General features: G+C 43.4%; 22 protein-coding genes and 1 pseudogene. 13 read left to right on the plus strand and 10 right to left on the minus strand.

Annotated features, from left to right (window positions below; genetic code table 11):
• Positions 1 to 239: 239 nt before the first annotated feature.
• From HCR01_RS11665 to HCR01_RS11675, 4 genes and pseudogenes are all read left to right on the plus strand, one after another.
• Positions 240 to 2,498, plus strand: a complete 2,259-nt coding sequence (locus HCR01_RS11665; protein WP_193196350.1) for an ATP-binding protein — start codon at positions 240 to 242, stop codon at positions 2,496 to 2,498.
• Between the two features lie 4 nt (positions 2,499 to 2,502).
• Positions 2,503 to 2,958: a response regulator gene (locus HCR01_RS11670; protein WP_193196351.1), complete on the plus strand. Its 456-nt coding sequence runs from the start codon at positions 2,503 to 2,505 to the stop codon at positions 2,956 to 2,958.
• Between the two features lie 2 nt (positions 2,959 to 2,960).
• Positions 2,961 to 3,290, plus strand: a pseudogene (locus tag HCR01_RS40745) (response regulator); the annotation flags it as partial.
• 408 nt (positions 3,291 to 3,698) lie between these two features.
• Positions 3,699 to 5,663, plus strand: a complete 1,965-nt coding sequence (locus HCR01_RS11675) for a PAS domain-containing protein (RefSeq protein WP_413773940.1) — start codon at positions 3,699 to 3,701, stop codon at positions 5,661 to 5,663.
• Positions 5,664 to 5,774: 111 nt separating this feature from the next.
• Here HCR01_RS11675 and HCR01_RS11680 read toward each other — a convergent pair whose 3' ends face one another.
• The 9 genes from HCR01_RS11680 to HCR01_RS11715 form a co-directional block, all read right to left on the minus strand.
• Positions 5,775 to 5,993 carry a DUF6887 family protein gene (locus tag HCR01_RS11680; RefSeq protein WP_226889273.1) on the minus strand — a complete coding sequence of 73 codons (219 nt, stop codon included), beginning with the start codon at positions 5,991 to 5,993 and terminating at the stop codon, positions 5,775 to 5,777.
• The gene (locus tag HCR01_RS40750; protein ID WP_413773941.1) at positions 5,983 to 6,099 is read right to left on the minus strand and encodes a DUF6888 family protein; all 117 of its coding nucleotides are present in this window, start codon (positions 6,097 to 6,099) and stop codon (positions 5,983 to 5,985) included. The genes HCR01_RS11680 and HCR01_RS40750 overlap by 11 nt, the downstream gene beginning before the upstream one ends.
• 133 nt (positions 6,100 to 6,232) lie before the next feature.
• Positions 6,233 to 7,825 carry a glycoside hydrolase family 57 protein gene (locus tag HCR01_RS11685; protein WP_193196353.1) on the minus strand — a complete coding sequence of 531 codons (1,593 nt, stop codon included), beginning with the start codon at positions 7,823 to 7,825 and terminating at the stop codon, positions 6,233 to 6,235.
• A 301-nt stretch (positions 7,826 to 8,126) separates the two neighbouring features.
• Positions 8,127 to 9,251 carry a small ribosomal subunit biogenesis GTPase RsgA gene (gene rsgA / locus HCR01_RS11690; RefSeq protein ID WP_193196354.1) on the minus strand — a complete coding sequence of 375 codons (1,125 nt, stop codon included), beginning with the start codon at positions 9,249 to 9,251 and terminating at the stop codon, positions 8,127 to 8,129.
• Entirely contained in the window at positions 9,248 to 9,505 is a 258-nt protein-coding gene (locus tag HCR01_RS11695; RefSeq protein ID WP_193196355.1) for a sulfurtransferase TusA family protein, read from the minus strand. The genes rsgA and HCR01_RS11695 overlap by 4 nt, the downstream gene beginning before the upstream one ends.
• Complete coding sequence (gene dnaJ / locus HCR01_RS11700) at positions 9,505 to 10,635, minus strand: molecular chaperone DnaJ (protein WP_162395417.1); 1,131 nt, start codon at positions 10,633 to 10,635, stop codon at positions 9,505 to 9,507. The genes HCR01_RS11695 and dnaJ overlap by 1 nt, the downstream gene beginning before the upstream one ends.
• Before the next feature lie 1,111 nt (positions 10,636 to 11,746).
• Positions 11,747 to 13,705 carry a molecular chaperone DnaK gene (gene dnaK / locus HCR01_RS11705; protein ID WP_193196356.1) on the minus strand — a complete coding sequence of 653 codons (1,959 nt, stop codon included), beginning with the start codon at positions 13,703 to 13,705 and terminating at the stop codon, positions 11,747 to 11,749.
• 276 nt (positions 13,706 to 13,981) lie between these two features.
• Positions 13,982 to 14,731 (minus strand): nucleotide exchange factor GrpE, encoded by a 750-nt coding sequence (gene grpE, locus HCR01_RS11710; RefSeq protein WP_162395414.1) that lies wholly within the window; start codon positions 14,729 to 14,731, stop codon positions 13,982 to 13,984.
• 23 nt (positions 14,732 to 14,754) lie between these two features.
• On the minus strand, positions 14,755 to 14,979 hold the full coding sequence (locus tag HCR01_RS11715) for a hypothetical protein (RefSeq protein ID WP_193196357.1): 225 nt from the start codon (positions 14,977 to 14,979) through the stop codon (positions 14,755 to 14,757).
• A 359-nt stretch (positions 14,980 to 15,338) separates the two neighbouring features.
• On the opposite strand from HCR01_RS11715, the gene HCR01_RS11720 reads away from it, so the two are divergent.
• The 5 genes from HCR01_RS11720 to HCR01_RS11740 all read left to right on the plus strand — a co-directional run bounded on the left by HCR01_RS11720 (position 15,339) and on the right by HCR01_RS11740 (position 20,769).
• Positions 15,339 to 17,351 (plus strand): GspE/PulE family protein, encoded by a 2,013-nt coding sequence (locus tag HCR01_RS11720; RefSeq protein WP_193196358.1) that lies wholly within the window; start codon positions 15,339 to 15,341, stop codon positions 17,349 to 17,351.
• A gap of 76 nt (positions 17,352 to 17,427) precedes the next feature.
• Positions 17,428 to 18,558, plus strand: coding sequence for a type IV pilus twitching motility protein PilT (locus tag HCR01_RS11725; RefSeq protein ID WP_193196359.1), 1,131 nt, complete (start codon positions 17,428 to 17,430; stop codon positions 18,556 to 18,558).
• Between the two features lie 137 nt (positions 18,559 to 18,695).
• Positions 18,696 to 18,845, plus strand: coding sequence for a hypothetical protein (locus HCR01_RS11730; protein WP_193196360.1), 150 nt, complete (start codon positions 18,696 to 18,698; stop codon positions 18,843 to 18,845).
• A gap of 59 nt (positions 18,846 to 18,904) precedes the next feature.
• On the plus strand, positions 18,905 to 20,128 hold the full coding sequence (locus tag HCR01_RS11735) for a type II secretion system F family protein (RefSeq protein WP_193196361.1): 1,224 nt from the start codon (positions 18,905 to 18,907) through the stop codon (positions 20,126 to 20,128).
• Between the two features lie 80 nt (positions 20,129 to 20,208).
• Positions 20,209 to 20,769: a hypothetical protein gene (locus HCR01_RS11740; protein WP_193196362.1), complete on the plus strand. Its 561-nt coding sequence runs from the start codon at positions 20,209 to 20,211 to the stop codon at positions 20,767 to 20,769.
• A gap of 115 nt (positions 20,770 to 20,884) precedes the next feature.
• Here HCR01_RS11740 and bioU read toward each other — a convergent pair whose 3' ends face one another.
• A complete protein-coding gene (gene bioU / locus HCR01_RS11745) occupies positions 20,885 to 21,907 on the minus strand; it encodes a (S)-8-amino-7-oxononanoate synthase BioU (protein WP_193196363.1) in 1,023 nt (340 codons plus the stop codon).
• A 288-nt stretch (positions 21,908 to 22,195) separates the two neighbouring features.
• On the opposite strand from bioU, the gene HCR01_RS11750 reads away from it, so the two are divergent.
• The 4 genes from HCR01_RS11750 to HCR01_RS11765 all read left to right on the plus strand — a co-directional run bounded on the left by HCR01_RS11750 (position 22,196) and on the right by HCR01_RS11765 (position 24,224).
• Positions 22,196 to 22,456, plus strand: coding sequence for a DUF6883 domain-containing protein (locus HCR01_RS11750; protein WP_226889274.1), 261 nt, complete (start codon positions 22,196 to 22,198; stop codon positions 22,454 to 22,456).
• 156 nt (positions 22,457 to 22,612) lie between these two features.
• Entirely contained in the window at positions 22,613 to 22,873 is a 261-nt protein-coding gene (locus HCR01_RS11755; RefSeq protein WP_193196364.1) for an AbrB/MazE/SpoVT family DNA-binding domain-containing protein, read from the plus strand.
• Positions 22,867 to 23,190 carry a type II toxin-antitoxin system PemK/MazF family toxin gene (locus tag HCR01_RS11760; protein WP_226889275.1) on the plus strand — a complete coding sequence of 108 codons (324 nt, stop codon included), beginning with the start codon at positions 22,867 to 22,869 and terminating at the stop codon, positions 23,188 to 23,190. Before HCR01_RS11755 ends, HCR01_RS11760 begins: the two co-directional genes overlap by 7 nt.
• 824 nt (positions 23,191 to 24,014) lie before the next feature.
• The gene (locus tag HCR01_RS11765; RefSeq protein ID WP_162395404.1) at positions 24,015 to 24,224 is read left to right on the plus strand and encodes a DUF2997 domain-containing protein; all 210 of its coding nucleotides are present in this window, start codon (positions 24,015 to 24,017) and stop codon (positions 24,222 to 24,224) included.
• The last annotated feature ends 5 nt before the right edge of the window (positions 24,225 to 24,229 follow it).

Raw genomic sequence — 24,229 nt, forward strand, 5'->3', positions numbered from 1 at the left:
CAGCTAATTGCTTGCTAGCATTTGTAATTCATTCCTATTTTGAATTTTGTGTATATTTATATTCATTGATATTTATAAATTTCTCTTTGAAAAAAAGCAGACTAATGAGAAAATTTTATTTAAATCTAATTACATCTAACTTTAGGCGTATTTCCATAGATATATCAAACCTAAAATTTCCTAACTAAATCAGAAACCATATCTAATCAAGACATACTTGTAATCATAGGTACTAAGACGTGAACGCTAAAGATATTATCATTCCTTTCCAAGTTGACATCAAAAACTATGACTTAGAGCCAATTCATATTCCGGGTTCGATTCAACCTCATGGAGTCCTTTTAGCATTAAAAGAGCCAGAGTTAACTATCCTGCAAAGTAGCAATAATATATCCCATTTTTTGAGTATAAGTCCAGAAGAATTGCTAAATCAACCTTTAAGTAAATTACTTGAACCTGAGCAAATCCATTTTTTGCAAGATTGTTTATTACAAGAAGATTTGCAATTTGCCAACCCTCTTGAATTTACAATCAAATCAGGAGATAAGTCTACACACTTTGATGGTATTATTCATCGCATTGATCAAGTTTTGATTCTAGAGTTAGAGCCTGCACTTTTAGAAAAAAGTAACGCATTCTTTAAATTTTATCACTTAGTTAAACAAGCTATATCTAAATTGCAGGTTGCATCATCTGTCACAGAAATTAGCCAAGTTCTTGTCAAAGAAGTAAAAAAAATTACTGGCTTTGATCGGGTAATGGTCTATCGATTTGATGATAATTCTAATGGCATAGTTATTGCTGACGATAAGCCAGAATATCTCACTTCCTATTTGGGTTTACATTACCCAGCTTTAGATATTCCTCCACAAGCAAGAGAACTCTTCAGCCAAAACTGGTTGAGGCTGATACCAGATGCTAACTACGAACCAGCGGCAATTATACCTGCAAATAATCCTTTGACTGAGCAGCCTTTGAATTTAAGCAGGTCGGTGTTGCGGAGTGTTTCGCCTTGCCACATTGAGTATTTGCACAATATGGGCGTAACCGCATCAATGTCAATTTCCATCATGAAAAACAAAAAACTTTGGGGACTGATTGCTTGCCATCACCAATCACCTAAATTTCTTCCCTATGAAATTCGTAATGCCTGTGAATTTTTGGGGCAAATGACATCTTTAGAACTGGGTGCTAAAGAGGATAGTGAAGATTCTGAATATAAAATCCAGTTGAAATCTGTCCATAGCAAGTTAGTGGAATATATGTCGGCAGAAACAAACTTTATTCAGGGTTTGATTAACTATCAACCAAATTTACTTAATCTTGTGAATGCCCAAGGAGCGGCAGTATCTTTTGAAGGGGAATATTTTACTGTTGGTAGTACTCCAGAAAAACCGGATATTAAACATTTGGTGGAATGGATTTATCAAAATTTGCAAGAGGAAATTTTATATACCGATGCCTTATCACAAGTTTATCCAAAGGCAGAAACATTTCAGGATGTAGCTAGTGGTTTAATGGCGTTTTCTTTTTCCAAAACTCAAAAAAACTATGTTTTGTGGTTTCGCCGAGAGGTGGTGCAAACTGTAAATTGGGGAGGCGATCCGAGTAAAGCTTTAGAAGTGAAAACAAATGGAGATTTGCGTTTATCACCCCGCAAGTCTTTTGAATTATGGAAAGAAACAGTCAGGTTAAAATCTCTTCCCTGGAAATCTTGTGAGGTGAATGCAGCACTGGAGTTAAGAAGTGCAATTATTGGCGTAGTGCTGCGGAAGGCAGATGAATTAACGCAGTTGAATATCGAACTAGAACGTAGTAACAACGAATTGGATGCTTTTGCTTATATTGCTTCTCATGATTTGAAAGAACCCCTACGGGGAATTCACAATTATTCTAATTTTCTAATTGAAGACTACGGCGAAATTCTCAACGACGAGGGAAGGGACAAGTTAAGAACTTTAATTCGCCTCACCCAGCGGATGGAGGATTTAATCGATTCGCTGCTGCATTTTTCCCGCTTGGGAAGGGTAGATCTTTCCATGCAGCAAACCGATATTAATAGTGTTGTACGTCGAAGTTTAGACTTGTTGAGCGCCCGCATTGAGCAAATGCAGGTAAAAATCTGTATTCCTAGACCGCTACCATCAGTGTATTGCGATCGCGTCCAAGTGGGTGAAGTTTTCAACAATCTGATTGCCAACGCCATTAAGTACAACGACAAAGCCGAAAAATGGATTGAAATTGGTTATATTGACCATCCCACAGCACCAGTCATCTTCTACGTGCGAGATAACGGCATTGGTATTCGAGAAAAACACTTTGATGCAATTTTCCGTATCTTCAAACGACTGCACGGGCCAAACAAATATGGCGGAGGTACTGGGGCGGGGCTGACTATTGCAAAAAAAATTGTGGAACGACATAGCGGTAAAATCTGGGTGGAGTCAACCTATGGCCAAGGTAGTACCTTCTATTTCACATTGCAGGAAGTGGACTGAACCCATGATTTGCAAAACCGCCCAACCTTTGTTAGTGATTGAAGACAGCGACGAAGACTTTGAAGCTCTGCGTCGAGTTATGCGCCGACAAGCCGTGACCAATCCTGTCTTTCGCTGTACCGATGGCGATGAGGCATTGGATTTCCTTTACCACAAGGGCCCCTATAGCGATGCTCAAAAATTCCCTTGTCCGTCAATTATTTTGCTCGACCTGAATTTACCGGGAACCGATGGGCGAGAAGTCTTAGAGCAAATCAAGCAAGACCAAGACTTGAGAATTATTCCTGTGGTTGTATTTACTACTTCTTCTAACCCCAGAGATATTGAAATATGTTATCGCTACTGCGTTGCTAGTTATATTTTGAAACCAATTGATATCAACAGACTAGTACAAACGATTCAAAGCTTCATTACTTATTGGTTGGATATTGCGATTCTTCCTAATGCTGCTAGCAAGTAGTCATGGCACAACCGCTAACCGTTTTAATCATCGATGATTCCCCTGAAGACCGCCAGGCTTATCGCCGCTATCTGCTGCAAGACCAAGAACACAGCTACACAATCCTCGAAGAAGAATCGGGAGAAGGAGCCTTGGTATTATGTCGGCAGTTTCAGCCTGATGGCATCTTATTAGACTTTTTGCTGCCAGACTTGGACGGGCTGGAATTTATGGCGGAATTAAAACAGCAGACACATGGAGCCATGCCTGCTGTAATCATGTTAACGGGGTATGGCAACGAAGCTGTGGCTGTCCAGGCGATGAAAAGTGGTGTTCAAGACTATTTAGTTAAGGGACAGACGACGGCGGAACGTTTGCGCTCTACTATGCACTCGGCAATCAAAAATGCTCAGCTACGTCAAGAACTGCTATGCAGCGAGGAGCGTTTCCGTACTTCGGTTGAGAATATGCTGGACTGTTTTGGCATTTACTCAGCCATTCGGAATGAAACGGGTGAAATAGTAGATTTTCAGGTTGATTATGTGAATGCTGCTGCTTGTGAATTTAATCGAATGAGTCAGGAGGAACAGCAAAGCAAAAGGCTATGCACAATCCTACCTAGCCTTCGAGAAAGTGGCTTGTTTAATGAGTGTTGCCGAGTTGTGGAAACAGGCCAGCCTTTAACAAAAGAATCACTGACCTATACATCCTGTAATAGCAAGCAGCAGTTAACCAAAGCCGTTGATATTCGCATCACCAAAATGGAAGATGGCTTTGTTGCTTCCTGGCGAGATGTGACTCAAAAAAAGCAAGCAGAGGAACGATTGCAGGAGAGCCAACATTTCATCGAACGCATTGCCGAAACAACTCCGGGGATTTTGTACGTTTACGACCTGCTAGAAGCGCGGAATATCTACCTCAATGGTCAGGTTATTAAACTGCTTGGTTATACTCCTCAACAAATCCAAGATATGGGAACAGAGTTCCTTGCTAATTTAATGCATCCTGATGATTTAGCTCGATTCCTTGCCGCGTTCAAACGATTTGATTCAGCTAAGGATGGTGACATTCTCGAAAATGAGTATCGGATGCGACACGCTAATGGGGAATGGCGCTGGTTTTGTAGTCGAGATACTGTATTCACCAGAAATACTGACGGTTCATCTCACCAGATAGTTGGGACAACCTTTGATATCACAGAACGCAGGCAGATGGAGGAACAGCTACGCTTAAGCAACGAGCGTTTCCAATTGGCAGCAGCAGCGGTTAATTGTTTAATTTATGACTGGGATGTTGAAAAAAATACGGTTGACAGAACTGAGGGACTAAGTCGAATTTTGGGCTACTCCTTGGAAGAGACACAAGCAACTCCTCAATGGTGGAGAGAGCAGATCCATCCTGAAGATAGAAAGCTCTTGGGTAAATACTTCCGGGCTATGTCTGCCAATCAAAACCACTATGTTGTTGAATATAGAATGTGTCACAAAGATCAGCAATATCGGTATGTGCTGGATCAAGGAATAATTAAACGAGATGCTAATGGGCAACCAGTAAGGGCAGTTGGCAGTACAACGGATATTAGTGATCGCAAACATGCGGAAGTCGCCTTGCGCCAAAGCGAGGAACGCTACCGCTACTTATCTGATGCCATGCCACAACTCGTCTGGATTTGCAATCCTAGCGGTGAATACGAGCATGTCAATCAACGATGGTGTGAATTTACTGGACAACCAATTAAGGAAGCGTTGGGGTTTGGTTGGACAAAAGTTTTACATCCAGAGGATATTCAACCAGCTATCCAGACATGGGTAGAATCTGTGCAGACAGGAGAACTTTACGAACATGAAATGCGTTATCGAAGGTTTGACGGCATATATCGCTGGCATTTAACCAGAGGTTTGCCGATCAAGAATGAGCAAGGACGTGTCATGAAATGGTTTGGTACAAGTACAGATATAGATGATCGCAAGCAGTTAGAAGCTGAACGTCATGTACTTTTGCAACTTGAGCAAACCGCCCGCGCTGAAGCTGAGGCTGCTAATCGCACTAAAGATGAGTTTGTTGCAATGGTATCCCATGATCTGCGATCGCCACTCAATGCCATTCTTGGCTGGGCAAAACTACTGCGGACTCGGCAACTTGATCCAGAGAATATGACCCGCGCTCTCGAAACCATCGAAAGCAATGCCAAATCTCAAGCAAAACTTTTGGAAGACCTGCTGGATATGTCTCGCATCATCCGGGGTAAGCTACAGCTTGAGATCAGCCAAGTCAATCTGGGGGCAATTATCGGAGTAGCGATCAAAACTGTTTACCCATCCGCAAATGCTAAGAATATTCGTTTAGAGTCCATACTTGACAGGTCAATTCCAGCAATTTCCGGCGATATCAACCGTTTACTGCAAGTTCTGGGAAATATACTCTCGAATGCCGTTAAGTTTACTCCGCCAGAAGGACGGGTAGAAGTGCAGTTATCAGCTTGTTCTGAATCAAACTCCAACTCAGCAATCATCCAAGTAACTGATACAGGTATCGGCATCAGCGCAGAGTTACTACCCTATGTTTTTGAACGCTATCATCAGGGAAATTCTACTCACAAACAAGGTGGTTTAGGACTAGGTTTAGCGATCGCCCGTCATTTAGTAGAATTACATGGCGGCACTATTCAAGCCACTAGTCCAGGCGTTGGACAAGGAGCTACTTTCACCGTCAAGCTACCCTTATAAGCCAAGAACTTAACTGGCATTTTGCATCATTTGAAAAGGTTAAGCCAATATACTGGCATAAATATAAACTATAGCGATCGCTCACCTGCATTTACTGAGCAACAATCCTAACTAAAGCTCTCCATTAATCTTACGCCTGATGATTTCCATCTGTGCCTGCATATCGGCTTCTGTCATAGGCATAGGATAACCTTTGGAATTGGGATCACGTTTGCTCATTAGAAAACGTAGAGCTTCCATGTCTTCGCGGTTTTCAATGACATAAGCTCTCAACTCTGTAAAACTCATTTGCTCATAATTCTGGTTCATTGATAAAATCTCAGATCCCATTACTTAATACGATGATTTGGAGATTATCTCCAGCTAAGATGTAAACCTGTCTGGTTTTGTCGTCAAATCGAAATAAGCGTATGTCTTTGTAGAGATTTGACAACATTTGACAAACCCTACACAGGCTAAGGCTTGCTCTGTTGTTGGTCAAATAGATACTCCTCACTTCTAATATAAGGTGGGCAATGCCCACCTACGCTAAGCAACTGGCGTCATGTCTATGGCGTCTACAAGCGATACTACGACAATGGACGGTAGACGCGGTAGTTAATTTCAGGGAAGATATTGTCCATTAACTCGACTTTTTCCAGCCAACCGCTGTCGATTTTGCCAATTTTAACGTCTTCATAGAGTTTATTGAACCGCATCAGGTGCGATCGCGTCCGTCTGACTGCATAAGGTACCATCGTTCCCGTCCGCATAATAAACGCCCAGTCGGAAGATTGTGCCAATAAAAGTTCCCGCGCTGCTTGATTCAGTGCTTTCCACCCCAATTCATCTTCCGGTTCCAAGTGCGAAATTTCAATCATGCGTTCTGCGGCCTTATGCAAATGGGGGTAAATCCACGCATTTGTTTCGTTCAACCAATACTCATGAAATCCCTTAAAACCCCAGCTTGATTGGGAAGGACGGCAGACTTGCTGAGTTGGTTCTGCTCGTAAATAGTCTGCCAAATGGGTCATTGCATAGGTTTTTTGGTCATACCATGACTTACGGAACAGGTAATCTATAAACCAAGGCCCTTCATACCACCAATGTCCGAATAACTCTGCATCGTAGGGCGAAACAATCACTGGCGGGCGCTGCATTATACCATAAAGATGCTCAGATTGCCGCTCTCGGTTATACATAAAGTTATCGGCATGTTCTGCTGCCTTTTCCCTTGCCCAATAAGGATCGTAGAGTGCTTTATCTGCAAGTCCTAAGCCACGTCCAGTAATTTTGTGATACTTAATACCAGTGTTTTTACGCTGTCCGTTGGGCATGATATAGGGCTTGATGTACTCATATTCTGCTTCCCAGCCCAAATCTTTGTAAAATTCCCGATATTCTGCGGCACCTGGATAGCCTACTTCAGAAGACCATACCTGCTGAGAAGATTCATGATCTCGACCAAAGGCTGCAACACCGGTCTCTGTAAAAATTGGGGCATAAGTACCAAAACGCGGACGAGGACGGGCGTAAAGAATGCCATGCCCATCGGTGAGGAAGTAGCGCAATCCGGCATCTGCTAGCATCCGCTCTACACCTTCATAGTAGGCGCATTCAGGCAACCAAATACCTCTGGGTGCTTGTCCAAAGGTTTGCTCATAGTGTTCGCACGCTACTTGAATTTGCGCCCAAACAGCTTGCGGATACATTTTCATCAGCGGCAAATAGCCGTGGGTAGCACCGCAAGTGATAATTTCTAAATTATTAGTGTCTTGGAACTGTTTAAAAGCTGTTACCAAATCCCCGTTGTAGCGTTCCCATAACTGACGCGCTTCATTAAACTCGGTAGCGTAATGTTCGGCTAAATAACGAATATGTCCGTTGTGAGTATTCCGCTCGGCCTCCAGTTCTATCAGTTCTTCGAGTTGAGCTAAATGTGCGTCATAGCGTTCTTGCAACAAAGGGTCACGAAGCATTGACACTAAAGGTGGTGTCATGCTCATCGTGATTTTAAAGTCGATGCCGTCTCGCTTTAAGCCTTCAAATACTTTCAGTAAAGGAATGTATGTTTCGGTGATGGCTTCATAAAGCCATTCTTCCTCAAGCACATAGTCGCTTTCTGGGTGACGAACGAAGGGCAGGTGTGCATGGAGTACAAGAGCGACGTAGCCGATAGCCATAATGATTTGGTGGTACTTGTAAGTTGAAGGTCGAGAGGTTTGGCAGAAATTAACAATATTTTAAGACTTTATGGAGATCGTTATAATGATTAGTGATTTATTCACAATTTATCCCATTTCATACCAGAATACAGTGCTACGGAGCTATTGCGTTGCACTGAGAATTGTGAGGGTTGGCTTCTTCCCTGATGTAACTGCCGTCGGCAGATCTGACTCATAACTTAAATAATAGATAAATCTTTAAAAGAGATAACTGCTATTTGTCTGGTATGCCTACATGGCTCTACATTAAGTAAAACTTTTACTCCTCGTCCTGATACAAATCTTGTAATGCTTGCAGTTGAGTCCGCCGGGAAACACGGCGATATTTTTTACTTTCCAGCTTGGGTTCGTATTGACTTTGCCCTTTGCCTTTGCTTTTTAACTTGAGGTTAGATTCCGGATCGGCTTGTTGGTGAAGCTGAGTTTGAAGGGCGATCGCTTCCGTCACAAATTCTAAATAATGCTGATACCGCTCCCAGTCTCCTCGCACGGCACAATCAGGCTCGTCTCGATGCAGACAATCGCTAAACCGACAGCTAGCAACTGCTAAGCGCTTTCTGGCTTCTGGAAAATAATGTACTAATTCTTCTGGTGTACAATCCAGATCAGGCTGATTAAAGCCGGGAGTATCTGCTAGCAAGCCACCACTAGGCAAAGTAAATAATTCTATATGGCGGGTAGTATGGCGACCACGAGCTAGTTTGCCCGAAACTTCTCCCACTCGCAGGTTAACTGAAGAAATCAGCGCATTGATCAGGCTAGATTTCCCAACGCCAGAAGGCCCAGCAACTACAGTAATTTTATTGCTCAGATAACTGGCTGCTTGGTCAATATTTATACTATTTTTGACACTAATAAATAAAGGTTGATAGCCCCAACCAAGTAAGCGATCGCTGATTTGTTGCTGCATCTGCGGTGAAATTAAATCACTTTTATTCAGGCATAAAAGCACATCTAAGCCAGTAGACTCAGCCTTAATTAAAAACCGACTCAATTGATAAGGTTCTAAAGGCGGATCGGCAACAGCAAAAACCAACAGAATTTGGTTAACATTAGCGATCGCCGGACGATCTAATTCGCTTTGGCGGGGTAAAACCTCAGCGATCGCCCCCCGTCCTCCAGCCCAATCTGGTTCTTCTACAACGACGCGATCGCCCACCATCACCTGTTGTCCGATTTTTTTCAGGCGTGTTCTACGAGTACAGAGAAGAAAAGGATAAGGAGAGGGGGGGACAATAGGAAGGGGGGACAAAGAGAATTCTTCTTCTGTACCTTTGTTCCACTCTCGCACTCCTGTATCCATCTGTACCTGGTAAAAATTAGCCTGCACGGCTAGCACCGTACCCCATAACTGTCCATTTGCGGCAATATCTTCCCCTCTCATTGCTCAGTAAGTGGGCGGCGTACTAATAGAGAAAAATAACTAGTGCAGTCTATAATTTGTTCAACCTGATAGCCTGCCATTGTCAGACTATCAGGAACCTGCTCAATTGGCTCTCCCAGGTCTAGCCAGACTTCTAGCAAACCTCCTGGCTGCATTTTCTCCAGACGTAGTTTTGTCCGCACAAAATTAATTGGGCAAGGAGTGCCGCGCAAATCGAGTTGAGCATCAGGAATAGAAAGGGAGGAGGGTTTCATCACTTAAACAAATTTCCCAAAAATCCTTCTAGACCACCTTTACCAGTACGGTCTCCCTTAATTTTAGCTAGCTTCTCCAACAGTTCCCTTTCATCTGGAGTCACCTTGTTGGGAATATCAATTAACACCGTCAGCATGTGGTCGCCCCGACTTACGGGATTCCCCAGGCGAGGTACGCCACGATTTTCCAACTTCATCACCGTATTTGGCTGAGTTCCAGCAGGAATTATCAATTCCACTGGCCCATCTACCGTATCTACTTCTAAACGGCAGCCTAGAATTGCCTGGAGGTAGCTAATTTTGATTTCTGAGAGAATATTGATGCCATCTCGTTGGAATTCTTCGTCCTCGTTCACGAACAAGTAGACGTACAAATCACCAGGAGGGCCACTGCGTTGACCAGCATCTCCTTCATTAGAAATTCGCAAGCGTGTACCATTATCCACACCAGCAGGAATGGTAATTTTGAGCTTTTTCGTTACTTGGTTTGCGCCCTTACCGTCACACGCATCACATTTATCTTCAATTACCATCCCTGTTCCATTACAAGTGGGACAAGTTGAGACTTGGGTAAAGCTACCAAAGGGAGTTCTGGTGACACGACGTACTTGACCCGATCCACCACAAGTCGAACAAGTCCTGGGGCGCGTTCCAGGCTTAGCACCCGAACCGCTACATACTTCACAATTTTCTAAATGCGAAATCCGAATTTCTTTTTCACCGCCAAACACGGCTTCCCGAAAATCTAACTTCAGGTCTAGCCGCAGATCGTCACCCCGCACAGGCCCACTGCGTCGTCTTTGTTGGGTTGGACCACCCATACCGCCAGCGAAGCCACTAAAGATGCTTTCAAAAATATCGGCAAAGCCACCCATGTCGCCAATATCTTGGAAGCCTGCACCAGCTCCACTTGACACACCCTCTGGGCCAAAGCGATCATAACGAGCGCGGGTTTCTGATTCTGAGAGTACCTCATAAGCGCGATTAATTTCTTTAAAGCGCTCTTCCGCTCCTGGTTCTTTGTTCACGTCTGGGTGATACTTTCGGGCTAAGCGGCGGTAGGCTTGTTTGAGTTCTTCTTTGTCGGCGTCACGGGAGACACCCAGAATTTCATAATAGTCGCGGGCCATATAGCAAAGGTAAAAGTTAGAAGGAAGAAAGCAGAGAGAACTCTGATCTGCGGCTTTTGCCATAGACGCCCGTAGGGCGGTGAGGCAGCGCTGCAAAGAGACCCGACCGAGGCAAATGTGATGGCGCTGTGGTAGCTAGTATTACCTGCAGTACACTGCGCGTAGCTTGCTTCCCCGTGGGGATAAGAGCGTCACTCGGAGGGTTTGTCGTAAGACATCAGAAGTTCAGTAAGGCAGAAGGCGAAAGTTAATTTTTATTAATAATTGATTTTACCTTTTACCTTTTACAAAAATTACCAGCAAATTTTTAGCAACAGATGCTTTCCTCGTAGGAGACGACAAAAGCTAGGGAAGTTAAGAGCAGAAGCAAACTTTGCTCAAACTTATCACTGCCGAGTCGGCTGTCTCTTTTACAATTGTGCTACGTAGGAGAGAAAACCCCGCCCATTAACTAGAAGAGCTAGCCGCACTATCAGGTGTGGAAAACCCCCCATATCCATTGGATTGCATCCGAAATCCCAACAGTTGCCTGAAGTTTCGATGCTTTGGCAAATCCTGTGGGGAAAGGAAAAGTTGACCCTCGGACTTCTCGTAAGTAGACGAGCAGACTTCTCTTTGTACTGGGATACCATCTAGTCGACGGCAATTCGCTTCTACAATCTAACAAACCACTGGGGTCTTGTGAAACCTCGCTCAGTTGATTATCAATATATTTAGATATATTAAAGCGTCTATATAAAACTCTGCAAATCAATGATGACTAATGCAATTGCTAAAAAAACAGCTCGTCAAGTCAGAGTATAAATGGGTACTGAGGTTAGAGCAGAGGTGACTGGTGATAGAGAATAATCTGTACCCCATAAGCTGTACTCTATTGCCTCCTTCAGTCCCAAGTCCCTAATTTAACTTTAGTTCCACGGGTCATGTACTTTCTCCTAATTAGCCTAGTAAAAAGACCTTTAAGATGTTTTACTACACAAAACTGTCCCTCTCCGAGCCTGAGAGGGACAGACTTGAACTTTTGTTTAAGGCAGGGAGAGGTTTGTCGAACTTCTAGGAAACTAGACTGTTAATTTTAGGGCATAAAGAATTATTTCGTTAGAAGCTTATGTTAATCTATCGCTTCGTAATCAGCCTGAGCGGTATTTTCTTCGTCAAAATCAAAATTAAATTGTGGTATTAACGTGCCGTTCATCGGTTGGTCTGGTTCTGAGGGAAAGAGACTAGCTGGAGCCTCGTCAACCTCATCACTTTGGTTGTTAGCGCGGTTATAAACATCGGCACCAATTGCAAACAGAGTTTGTTGAAAATCTTCTAAACGCTGCTTAAATTCTGCTATAGAAATACTGGAATCAGTCATAGCAGTTTGAAGTTGTGCAACTTTTTCACTTGCCAAGGCTTTCATCTGCTCGCCGATTAAGTCACTATTGTCCTTTATGGTGGATTCATAACTGAACAACAGGTTATCACCTTGGTTTTTAAGTTCCACCAATTCTTTACGTCTTTTGTCTTCTTCAGCAAACAATTCAGCTTCTTGCCGCATCCGTTCAACTTCGTTAGTACTCAACCCACCTGTATTGGTAATCCGAATACTCTGCTCTCTACCTGTGCCTTTATCTTGGGCAGAAACTTTGAGAATACCGTTGACATCGATTTCAAAAGAGACTTCAATTTGGGGCACGCCACGAGGAGATGGGGGAATTCCTGCCAGTAGAAACTTGCCGAGACTCTTGTTATCCCGTGCCATTGCTCGTTCACCTTGAAGGACGTGAATTTCTACCGAGGTTTGCCCGTCAACTGCTGTAGAAAAGACTTGTGACTTACTCGTAGGAATTGTAGTATTACGTTCAATGATTTTGGTGAACACTTCACCCAAAGTTTCAATTCCTAAAGACAGGGGGGTGACATCCAAGAGTAGGAGATTATCAACTTCGCCACCCAGAACCCCAGCTTGGATAGCAGCTCCCAGTGCTACAGCTTCGTCAGGGTTGACAGAGCGATCAGGAGCTTTGCCATTGAAAAACTTGATCAGCGCGTTTTGGACTGCGGGAATGCGTGTGGAACCACCTACCAAAATAATCCGATCTATGTCTTGTGGTTTGAGATCTGCGTCTTTGAGCGCTTGGATCATCGGTTCGATAGTAGCTGCAATTAAATTCCCTGCCAACTCCTCAAATTTAGAGCGGCTAAGTTCCATTTCTAAATGCTTCGGGCCGGTTTCATCGGCGGTGATAAATGGCAAGTTAATGGAAGTACTCGCCATGCTGGAAAGTTCAATCTTGGCTTTTTCCGCTGCTTCTCGTAGGCGTTGCAGGGCCATTTTATCTGGGGAAAGGTCGAGTTGCTCTTGTTCTTGGAAACGTTCACCCATCCAGCGGACGATCGCATTATCAAAGTCGTCTCCACCTAAGTGGTTGTTGCCACAAGTAGCCTTAACTTCAAAAACTCCATCTCCAAGTTGAAGAATGGATACGTCGAAGGTACCACCACCGAGATCAAATACTAAAATTAACTGCTCTTGCTCTTGTTTATCCAACCCAAAAGCTAAAGCGGCGGCAGTTGGTTCATTGATGATCCGCAGGACTTCTAGTCCGGCAATTGTCCCAGCATCTTTAGTTGCCTGTCTTTGAGCATCTGTGAAATAGGCTGGCACGGTGATCACTGCTTGAGTAACAGATTCACCTAAGAAGTTCTCCGCATCCTGTTTGAGCTTCTGGAGGATCATGGCGGATAGCTCTTGTGGTGTGTAGTTTCGTCCGCGAATTTGGACATCAACAGTATCGTCTCGACCTTTGACACAGTTGTAGGGTACGCGATCGCGCTCTGTTTCGGTGTCTTCCCAACGTCGCCCGATGAATCGTTTGATACTGTAGATTGTGTTTTCGGCATTGGTTACAGCTTGGCGCTTTGCCAGTTGACCGACCAAGCGATCGCCGCCTTTCCCAAATCCCACAATACTAGGAGTAGTTCGTCCACCCTCAGAATTGGAGATCACAAGTGGTTGACCACCTTCCAATACTGCGACGCAACTATTAGTAGTGCCTAAGTCGATCCCAATAACTTTTCCCATACTTGCCAGTATTTTTACTGAGTCTTTATGCTGTAATTATGTGGCGGACTAACTTTTTTCGCTCCGAACTGAAGGCAAAAGATAAAATTTCTTAAAAATGGGGAAATAGAGATAGAAGACACAGAGAGTCTTTTTCTGTGCGTCACCGTACGTCCCAAGCTCTCTAGTGTCTTCTGGATTTCCCTCATCTTCTTCATCATTTCCTATGCCTCAGTTACGATGCTCGCCCTTGCCAGAACCAAGGCACTTATGGTCAGCGAGGCGAGCAACTACAGCTTAACTGTTGGCTGGACTCGACTGATTTTCTTCCATAGGAGGTGTATCTTCCTTTGGAGCAGCTACTTTGACCATTGCATGGCGTAGCACGCGATCGCCTAAGAAATATCCGCGCACTAACTCTTCTAACACTGTTCCTTCAGGATGTTCATCCGTAGGTTCCCGCATTACTGCTTCGTGGAGGTTGGGATCAAATTCTTGACCTTCAGGACGCATTGGTGACACACCGAGGCGCTTAAGGCTATCCACTAATTGTTTATAAACACCTTGGTAACTTTTGTGAATTGTCATCTCGCCATCGCTTTGCGGTTTGAGGTGCGATCGGGCCCGCTCAAAATTATCGACCACTGGCAGCAATTCAGTAATCGTATTCCGCTTCACTAGCGCCTCTAGGTCTTCTTTTTCTTTACTTGTGCGTTTGCGGTAATTCTCAAAATCTGCGGCAATCCGCATATATTGAGTACTACGCTCCTCTAGTTGTGCTTTGAGAGCTTCAATTTGTTGAGTCAATCCTGTTAAAGCTGCCGTTTCTACTTCTGTTTTCTCAGTCGCAGCGACGCCATTTTCTTGATTGAGAGTAGCTGTATCTCCCGGTACATTAGTTTGGGCTGCCACTTGCTCACTAACCTCGCTGCCAGATTCGTTGGAGTTGATTTGGGCTGGGGAGTCGCTCATCATTGCTTGCTTTACCTCTATTGGTTCACCCAATTGCTGGCTTGTATAGTTTACCTGTTTATTTTCGTCCATCATTGTCTAATCTTCCCAGATACTTTTTACGGCAGTGTGTCACCACAAATTACAACCATTGCCATTAAAAGCTTGCAATTGAGGCTGATTTTGTTGCCGATATTTTCCTGGAGTAATGTCACCGTCCTCTTATTGTGACAAATGACGAACGCATTAGCGTAGACGCCCCTAGAGTGGTAAGCCGAAGAGTTAGGTAGCTCTAGGAGTAAGTCTTTTGGAAGAGTGGTGCTTAATGTTGTTCGCTCCTCCATTAGTCATAAGTCAGTTTTTTAACGAATTACTACTTAAAATTTAACCATTGAACTCCTTCGAGCAGTCCAAGGCCAAAAGTACTGAAGTTCTGTTCGTCCTACAGCCCTACGGGCATCCTACGGCGGGCGTGAGACGCAACTTGCTACAACGGGTAAGCAGCCGCGTGGACGGGTTTACCGACTTGAGCGGACTGCCGTGGGAACCCGCCTACGCGATTTTCCTTTGCAAGGCAGTGGCTCCCCTTGAGGGAATACTTGTGTTGAGAAGTGAGTATTGAATTTAATCAGTGTCAATGAGAATTCTGTGTCACAGGCTGGGAATACTTTAATCAGAGGTTTCCCGTACTCATTGCTCATTTATGACTTACTCGTCACCACAACGGCGCAGTACCGCTCTAACTACCAGAACAGAGTTTTCGCCCTTTGGCAACAAGCTAGTACAATCTGGCTATGTCAATAGCGAACAGATGAGGCAGGCATTAATTGAAAGCCGCAAGTCTGGCAGACCCTTGACGGAAGTACTAGAGTCAATCACTGGGCAACAACTATCACCTGAGTTGCTCAGGCAATACAAGAAACAGCAGCTATTTGAACTTAAAATCCTATACGGTGTTGAATTCCTCGATCCGGAAGTCAACCAGGTTGGCAACACAATGGTGGGGAACCTGATTGAGACCCTGATCCCAGTGGATATCTGTCGTCGCCATCGTTTAGTACCACTGTCAAAACACGAAGACCAAACCCCACCCTCAGTTTTAGTGGCGATGGTTGCTCCAGATAATTTAGAGGCTTCCGATGACCTAAACCGCATCTTGCGCCCACAAGGCTTGGCATTACAGCGGATGGTGATTACACAGGAAGACTACCAGCAGCTAATCAACCAATATTTAGATGAACTTGCTGTTCGGCAAAAGCACCTGGAACAAGAAAAGTTTACAGATATCAATCAGGATTTAGAAAATCTTGGAAATCTCGACTTAGAAGATGCTCCTGATGATATGGAGGCTGATTTAGGGGCAGCAATGAAGGGTGCGGAGGATGCCCCAGTCATCAATCTGGTTAACAGAATTCTAGCTAAAGCTTTGCATGAGAAGGTTTCTGATATTCACATTGAACCACAGGAAGAAAACTTACGCATTCGCTTCCGTAAAGATGGGGTACTGCGTGAAGCTTTTGATCCCTTACCCAAAAAAATTATTCCGGCGGTGACAGCCCGATTTAAAATCATCTCCAATCTAGATATTGCCGAACGGCGTTTACCCCAAGATGGACGTATCCGGCGGATGTTTGAGGGTCGTAAAGTTGACTTTCGCGTAAATACCTTGCCCAGTCGCTACGGTGAAAAGGTAGTGCTGCGGATTTTGGATAACTCCTCCACTCAACTCGGATTGAATAAGTTAATCACTGATCCTGAGACATTGCAGATTGTCCAGGATATGGTCAGTCGTCCCTTTGGTCTAATTTTGGTGACTGGGCCAACTGGTTCTGGTAAAACAACCTCGCTGTATTCCGCATTATCAGAAAAGAACGATCCAGGAATTAATATCAGTACTGTAGAAGACCCAATTGAGTATAGCCTTCCAGGGATTACTCAAGTACAGGTGATTCGGGAAAAAGGACTGGATTTTGCTACCGCGTTGCGGGCTTTCTTGCGGCAAGACCCAGATGTGCTACTTGTGGGTGAGACGCGAGATAAGGAAACGGCGAAAACAGCAATTGAGGCTGCCTTAACTGGTCACTTAGTATTAACTACCTTACATACCAATGATGCCCCAGGAGCGATCGCTCGTTTGGGAGAAATGGGTATTGAGCCTTTCATGGTTTCCAGTTCCTTGATTGGCGTTTTGGCTCAACGTTTGGTGCGGCGTGTATGTTCTGATTGTCGTATTCCCTACACTCCTACAACTGAGGAACTAGCTCGCTATGGTCTATCAGCGTCCCAAGATGTGGGAGTCACCTTTTATAAAGCTAACAGTTTGACATTAGAAGCGATCGCTGAAGCTAAAACCAAAAATCAACTTTGCCCAGCGTGTAATGGTGCTGGCTACAAGGGACGTTGTGGTGTTTATGAAGTCATGCGAGTGACTGAAAATCTGCAAACCCTAATCAACGAAGATGCACCAACAGAACGCATTAAGGAAGTTGCAGTTGAAGAAGGTATGAAAACCTTGCTGGCTTATAGCCTGGACTTAGTGAAACAAGGTGCTACCACTCTGGAAGAAGTAGATCGAGTGACGTTTACTGATACGGGTTTGGAAGCAGAGTTAAAAGCCAAACGTAAAAGTGGTCTTACCTGTCGAACTTGTCATGCTGAATTAAAACCAGAATGGCTAGATTGCCCTTACTGTATGACATCTCGTTTTCAGGATTAGTCATTAGTCATTGGTTAGTAGTTACAACCAACAAAGGACAAAAGACGAATAACAAATAACAAAAGGAAGCAGAACTATGGAAATGATGATTGAAGACCTGATGGAGCAGTTGGTTGAAATGGGTGGCTCGGATATGCATTTATCCGCTGGCTTGCCTCCTTATTTCCGCATCAGTGGCAAACTCACACCTATTGGCGAGGAGGTGTTGACAGCTGATCAGTGTCAAAGACTAATTTTTAGTATGCTCAACAACACTCAGCGTAAAACCTTAGAACAGACCTGGGAGTTGGATTGTTCTTATGGTGTTAAAGGTTTGGCTCGTTTCCGGGTCAATGTCTATAAAGAGCGTGGTGCTTATGCTGCTTGCTTACGGGCGTTAAGTTCAAAAATTCCTAACTTCGAAAAATTAGGTCTACCAGATGTTGTGCGGGAAATGTCAGATAAGCCCAGAGGGCTAATTTTGGTGACAGGCCCTACAGGTTCCGGTAAAACAACTACTCTAGCGGCAATGATCGACTTGATTAACCGCACTAAGGCAGAACACATTTTAACGGTAGAAGACCCAATTGAATTTGTCTATGAACCAATCAAAAGCTTAGTTCACCAGCGGCAACTGGGTGAAGATACCAAGAGCTTTGCTAATGCCTTGAAAGCGGCTCTACGAGAAGATCCAGATATTGTTCTGGTGGGGGAAATGCGCGATTTGGAAACGATTTCCTTGGCGATTTCCGCAGCGGAAACGGGACACTTGGTATTTGGTACGCTGCACACCAGTTCTGCTGCACAAACTGTTGACCGGATTATAGACGTTTTCCCGCATGAAAGACAAACCCAAGTGCGGGTGCAGTTATCTAACTCACTAGTAGCAGTATTTAGCCAAACCTTAGTGCCAAAGAAAAATCCTAAGCCTGGTGAGTATGGTCGAGTGATGGCTCAAGAAATTCTGATCGTTACCCCCGCTATTTCTAACTTGATTCGAGAAGGCAAAACATCTCAAATTTACTCTGCTATCCAGACTGGCGGCAAATTAGGAATGCAAACGCTGGAGAAGGTTTTAGCCGATTTTTACAAAGCCGGAACAATCTCTTTTGAAGCAGCGATGTCTAAGACTTCTAAGCCAGATGAAATCCAACGTCTTATCGGTACTGCTACACCGCAGGCAGCAGGTGCGAAACCAGGTGCTAATGGAGCTGCTAGAGCACATTAAAGTAACCACAAAGATGAAGAAGATAGGGGATATGAGGGAACAGATAAAGAATAATAACTCTTGAATGCCAGTCGCCTCAAGTCAAGCCACTGCCTTGCGGGGGTTCCCCCCGTTGTGGCAAGTGGCGCGGGAAACCCTTGACGCTCCTACGTCGCTACCGCTGCGCTAACGGCAGTTCCTCCTGGGGGACTCGGGGTATCCACGGAGTGGGGATTGAAGGAGAACCCCCATCGCCCTTGGGAGAAGACCGGACTTCCGACGCTCCTAAGTCGCTACCGCTACGCTAACACCACAGCGCTGGCTCCTCTTGACCTTTGACTATTTTGAATTTTGAATTTTTAAATCCATGCCAACCTATGTTGCCCGTGTTCGAGACTCGCAAGGAAAATCCAGAACAGAAAAATTTGTTGCCGAATCCTTGACGCAAGCCCGTACTAATCTTAGAGATCAAGGTTTTGTAGTCCAAGAAATCAAACAATTTCAAGGCTTTCAGGCAAGCTTTGATTTGAAAAAATTTCAGACTTCTTTGGTTAAGGTTTCTGTTAAAGACAAAGCAGTTTTTTCCCGTCAATTTGCCGTTTTGATGAATGCGGGAGTTGCGATCGTTAGAAGTCTGGGGGTACTTTCTGAACAGTGTAGTAATCCTAAACTGAAACAAGCGCTTGTTGATATTAGCAACGATGTTCAAAGTGGAATGAATCTTTCAGAGTCAATGCGGAAGCATCCTGACTGCTTTGATGGATTATATGTAAGTATGATTCAAGCTGGCGAAGTTGGTGGTGTTCTAGACGAAGTATTGAATCGCTTAGCTAAGTTGTTAGAAGATGTTGCCCGCTTACAAAACCAAATTAAATCAGCATTGTCTTATCCAGTGGTTGTGGGTTGTATAGCAGTTGCTATCTTTCTTGGTATGACCATTTTTCTCATTCCCATTTTTGCAAAGATTTTTACAGAAATTGGAACTGAATTACCACTTTTAACACAATTCCTGATGGATTGTAGCCAATTTTTGAGAAGTCCGAAGGTTTTCGTACTTATCGCTATTCTTGTAGGATTGAAAATTGCCTATTCACAGTACTATAAAACTCCTGTTGGTCGCCAAACAATTGATCGCCTTTCTCTCAAGATGCCATTATTTGGTGACTTAATTCAAAAGTCTTCGGTTGCCCGCTTTAGCCGAACTTTTGGTTCTTTAACTCGTTCAGGTGTACCAATTTTAACTTGCTTAGAAATTGTCCGAGATACATCAGGAAACCAAGTAATTGCCAATGCTATAGATGCAGCCCGCATGGAGATTCAACAAGGAGGTATGATTAGCATTGCTTTACAAAAAGATAGCGTTTTTCCAGTTATGGCAATTCAGATGATTAGTATCGGAGAAGAAACTGGAGAATTAGATGCAATGTTGATGAAAGTTGCTGATTTCTATGAAGATGAAGTCGAGCAGGCAGTAAAAGCAATGACCAGTATTTTGGAACCGGTGATGATTGTAGTTCTAGGGGGAATGGTTGGAACTATTTTGTTAGCGATGTATCTGCCTATGTTTGCGGTGTTTGAAAAGTTGGGATAGGTGACGAGCAGAGAAAGGATGAAGAAAGCAAAATATTATACTTCATCCTTTAAACTTCATACTTCATAATTGATAAAACCATGCCTGTGCAAAAATCTCACTATGAAGCGAGCTTGGCAGAGTATAGCAATCATCTAGCTGCGATCGCTTTACTCAAGCAACACCGACCTTACTTGGAAATGATTCCCAGTTTGCGCCGTCCAGATGAAAGTATTATCACTATTCCTTTACCAATTGTTCGCCTCCGCAACACCGGAACGACAGCCCCACAGGCAACTTTTTTATGCTGTGATGTAGCAATTTTAATGTGCGACCCCGAATGGAAAATTAAAACTGGAGCAGAAATTTTGCTCTTTATTCATCGTCCTCATGAAGACTTTTCTGACTTGTTAGGACGCTGGCGACAAACTCAAGTCTACCTAGATAAAGATTATGAGTGGTTGATGCCTCCTCGCCACAGTCACGTTTTAAGTGAAGGAGCTAATACTGTATATCCTTTGTTCGTAGTTTTTGCTGAGACATCAGAACGCATTCAACGAGGTCTTATAGGAGCGGAACTACCATTTGTCATTGAAACACCTCAATGGTTAGTTGAGGATAATCCGATAGATACTTTGTCTACAGAAATTCCACCAGCTTAGAAGAAGAAAAGAGTTAACGGTGAGGAGTTAGGAGTTGGAAATTTTCTGCAAATTCAAAGACTCTGAAGTTACATACAAGTTTAAGTTTCCAAGCCCAACTCTTAACTCCTAACTATTAGCTGACAAACTGGGGCATAATTTCGGCAGCAGTGAATATTCCATAGATGCCGCGCTGGTGCAATTGTCTACCAGCTTTGAGATAACCAAAGGCAGGGCCGCAGACATTGGCTGCCATACTGGTTTCATCTCCGAGAGTAAAGGTATGGGTGGAAATCTTCCCTTCAAAAGTGCGCCCTGTTACCTTAACGTTGGTGCTGAGTGGTTTTTTGGCATTGCGAGTATCGACTACACCACCAACAGTAACGCGATCGCGATCGCAAATTCCCGCTACTTCTAGCATCACATCATCGGCGTGTTCCATATTTTCTAAGGTCAACACGCCATTAGTTTTATCTAATAGTGCCTCTACTTCTGCGTCAGTCATAGCTCTAGCAGTTTCTACTGTGTAACCAGGCATGTGACCAATATCTTCGCGGACAGTGGCGCGGTAAGCTTCCCAGTTGGCAATTCCCACGCCAAAAGTAATTTCTACTTTATGAATCTCCGCGTAGCTTTGAGCGGCTATTGCTGCTGCTGCTGTTAACAATCCAGGTGTGGCCCCACATCCTGTCATGTAGGTAATTCCGGCTGCTTGCAGTTCCTCTTTCATTGCTAGTAGTTGTTCTACAGCACTAGTGCGCTTAATCGCATCTACTAACACTCCACGCCAGCCGGATTTGATAAACTGCTTAGCTACAGTAGGTATAAAGTCATTAGGTAGGTTGGGTAAAGCTAGAAAATAGCCATCTACAGCTTGTGTACTTTCGATTAAATCCTGAATACTGTGATTTGTTAAATTACCAACTGGCTCTAAATAACCCACTGAACCTTGAGACTGGTAGGTTGCAATGCATTCTTGAGTATTTAAACCATCAGCAGCGTAAGCGTAGCCTTTTTGATCTGCTGCTGCAACTAAAATCATTTCCCGTTTGCCAGCAAGTAGCTTAGCGGCTGCTTGTCCTAGTCCGCCGAAACCTAGTATTCCCACGCGTAGTACTGGCGAAAAATTTAGAGAACCTTTGACTTGTTCTGAATTCATAGTCAATTAGTTAAGTTGAATCAAAAGCCCTTAGCATTCAGCATCTCAGCTTCCGGCTTGTAACTGGTAGCTGATGGCTGATAACTCAAAGCTATAGAGGTTAATTATGATTCATTATCCTGGGTTCTTTGGCTGACCGATGCGTTTTTTTACTGAAAAGTCTTCGTTGGTGATTTGGGATGCTATTTTAAGCGCAAACATCCCCTTGGCTGTAAAACTTAATTTGCACAGGCATTTTGTATGTTTATATTCCCCAGAATCTATAGCTACTTTAAAAATTATAAAATTATGAATAATTCAACTAATCTTATCCCAAATGCAGAAAATGCAGTTGTTGATATTCGTAACCTGCGTGACTATTGCCTAAATTCAGAGCATGATCAAGGAAAACATAAAGCCCGTCGCTTTTCATCAATCTTGGGTATAACAGCAGACAACGCTAAAGAATTGCGCCACATTCTTTTAGAAATAGTCAAAACGCATGAGGTTAAATTGGGGCGGTGTGATGAATTTAGACAACGTTACATACTAGATTTCACGCTCAAATAGCAAAATAAAAGTACGACTATTCGCAGTGCTTGGATTATAGAAAATGGTTCTGATGTCCCAAGATTGAAATTTAAAGTTTAATTGATTCGCTGCATTTGATCATTGCTCAAGCTGTGTCTACAATGTAATTACTATTATTTCCAAAGTAATCTAAATATGGGCGCAGCTATTAGAACTAAAATTGTGAAAATCGGTAATTCTCAAGGTGTTCGTATTCCCAAACCTCTATTAGAGCAAAGTGGTATTCACACAGAGGTTGAAATTGAGGTTTATTGTGATCACCTAATTGTTCGCGCAGCACCAGAATTACGGGTTGGGTGGGACGAAGCTTTTGCAGCAATGGCTGAACAACATGATGATGTTCTGCTAGATGACGTAAGCGCAACAGACTGGGATCAGGTTGAATGGGAATGGTAGTCAAGCGTTTTGATGTTTTCTTAGTTAATCTCGATCCCACGATTGGTAGTGAAATTCAGAAAATGCGCCCCTGTGTAGTGATTTCGCCAAACGAAATGAACCGCCATATTGCTACCGTGATTGTTGCTCCAATGACTACAAGGGGGCAAGTGTATCCCACACGCATACCTTCTCATTTTCAAGGTAAAGATGGGCAAATTGTTCTTGATCAAATTCGCACAGTAGATAGAGCTAGATTGGTCAAACAGCTTGGTCAAATTAGTGACCATGAACAAAAAGCTGTTCTTGATACCTTGGCTGAGATGTTTGCAGAGTGAGCTATCTAATATTTCAGTGAGGCTGTAACATCTAGAGTGATACAAATGACTCAAAATACTATTATTATATTTTGAGCCGTTTTTCCTGATTCAGTATCGGAAATGGTTACAGGATAAGCGTTAGTGCAAAAAGCGATGCCTACGGCTGGCTACGCCTACGCATCACACGTATAAACTCTAAAGTGATCGCCTTGCTGTATAGTTGACGCCAGAAAACCTAGAACATGCTTAGGTTAAAAACTTTTACTATCTCTATATTGTGGCGATCGCAGTCCAAAAATCTGTTTACACTAGATGCAAGGTAAAGCGACTATATCAAAGAGCTAATGCGATGCCTGGGTTGGATTACACCTAAGTATGTAGATATAAATTCTAATGCGATCGCATACCCCAAAATCTTACTTTTGGGTTACACTGCACTCCATCCAACACTACTTATCTACCTTCTAAGTAATCATTGGGTGAATAGGGTCAAGTTAATGATAATGATAAAGCTTTTCAATAAAATTTATATTTTTGTAAATTCACTTGCTGGCCATACTACTGCTAATGCTTGTTTTTAGGACTTTTGCTACTTCTCCTAGAGGCTCAATTGTGAACTTGACTAATTGATTAGGTTAAGAGACACTAACTAGTAACTGACGTGTACGCTCATAAAATAATAATTTTTGTAAAGATTCTGAGATATATATTTTGAGAGATGGAACATTAGTTAACAAATGGCAAGTTTGTTTATATCTAAGTAAAAAAGTTCCGACGGCTATAATTTTAGCCTTTTGCTAGAGCAGTACAGTTCAAGCGTACTATAGTGGTTTGCCAAGAGCATGGAGACATTAGAGTTCATAATTTATCCAGATGGTCGGGTACAAGAGAAAGTCACTGGCATTGTGGGTGCTTCTTGCGCTGAGGTTACAGCAGCAATAGAGGCACAGTTGGGGCTAGTACTTAGTCATGAGCCAACCTCAGAATATTTCGCCGCTAAGGTGCAGCAATCTAGCCTGGCGAATACGCAAACCACTTACAGCGATTGGTAAGTTTT

The organism is Nostoc sp. MG11 (assembly GCF_014904695.1).
Lineage (GTDB): Bacteria > Cyanobacteriota > Cyanobacteriia > Cyanobacteriales > Nostocaceae > Komarekiella.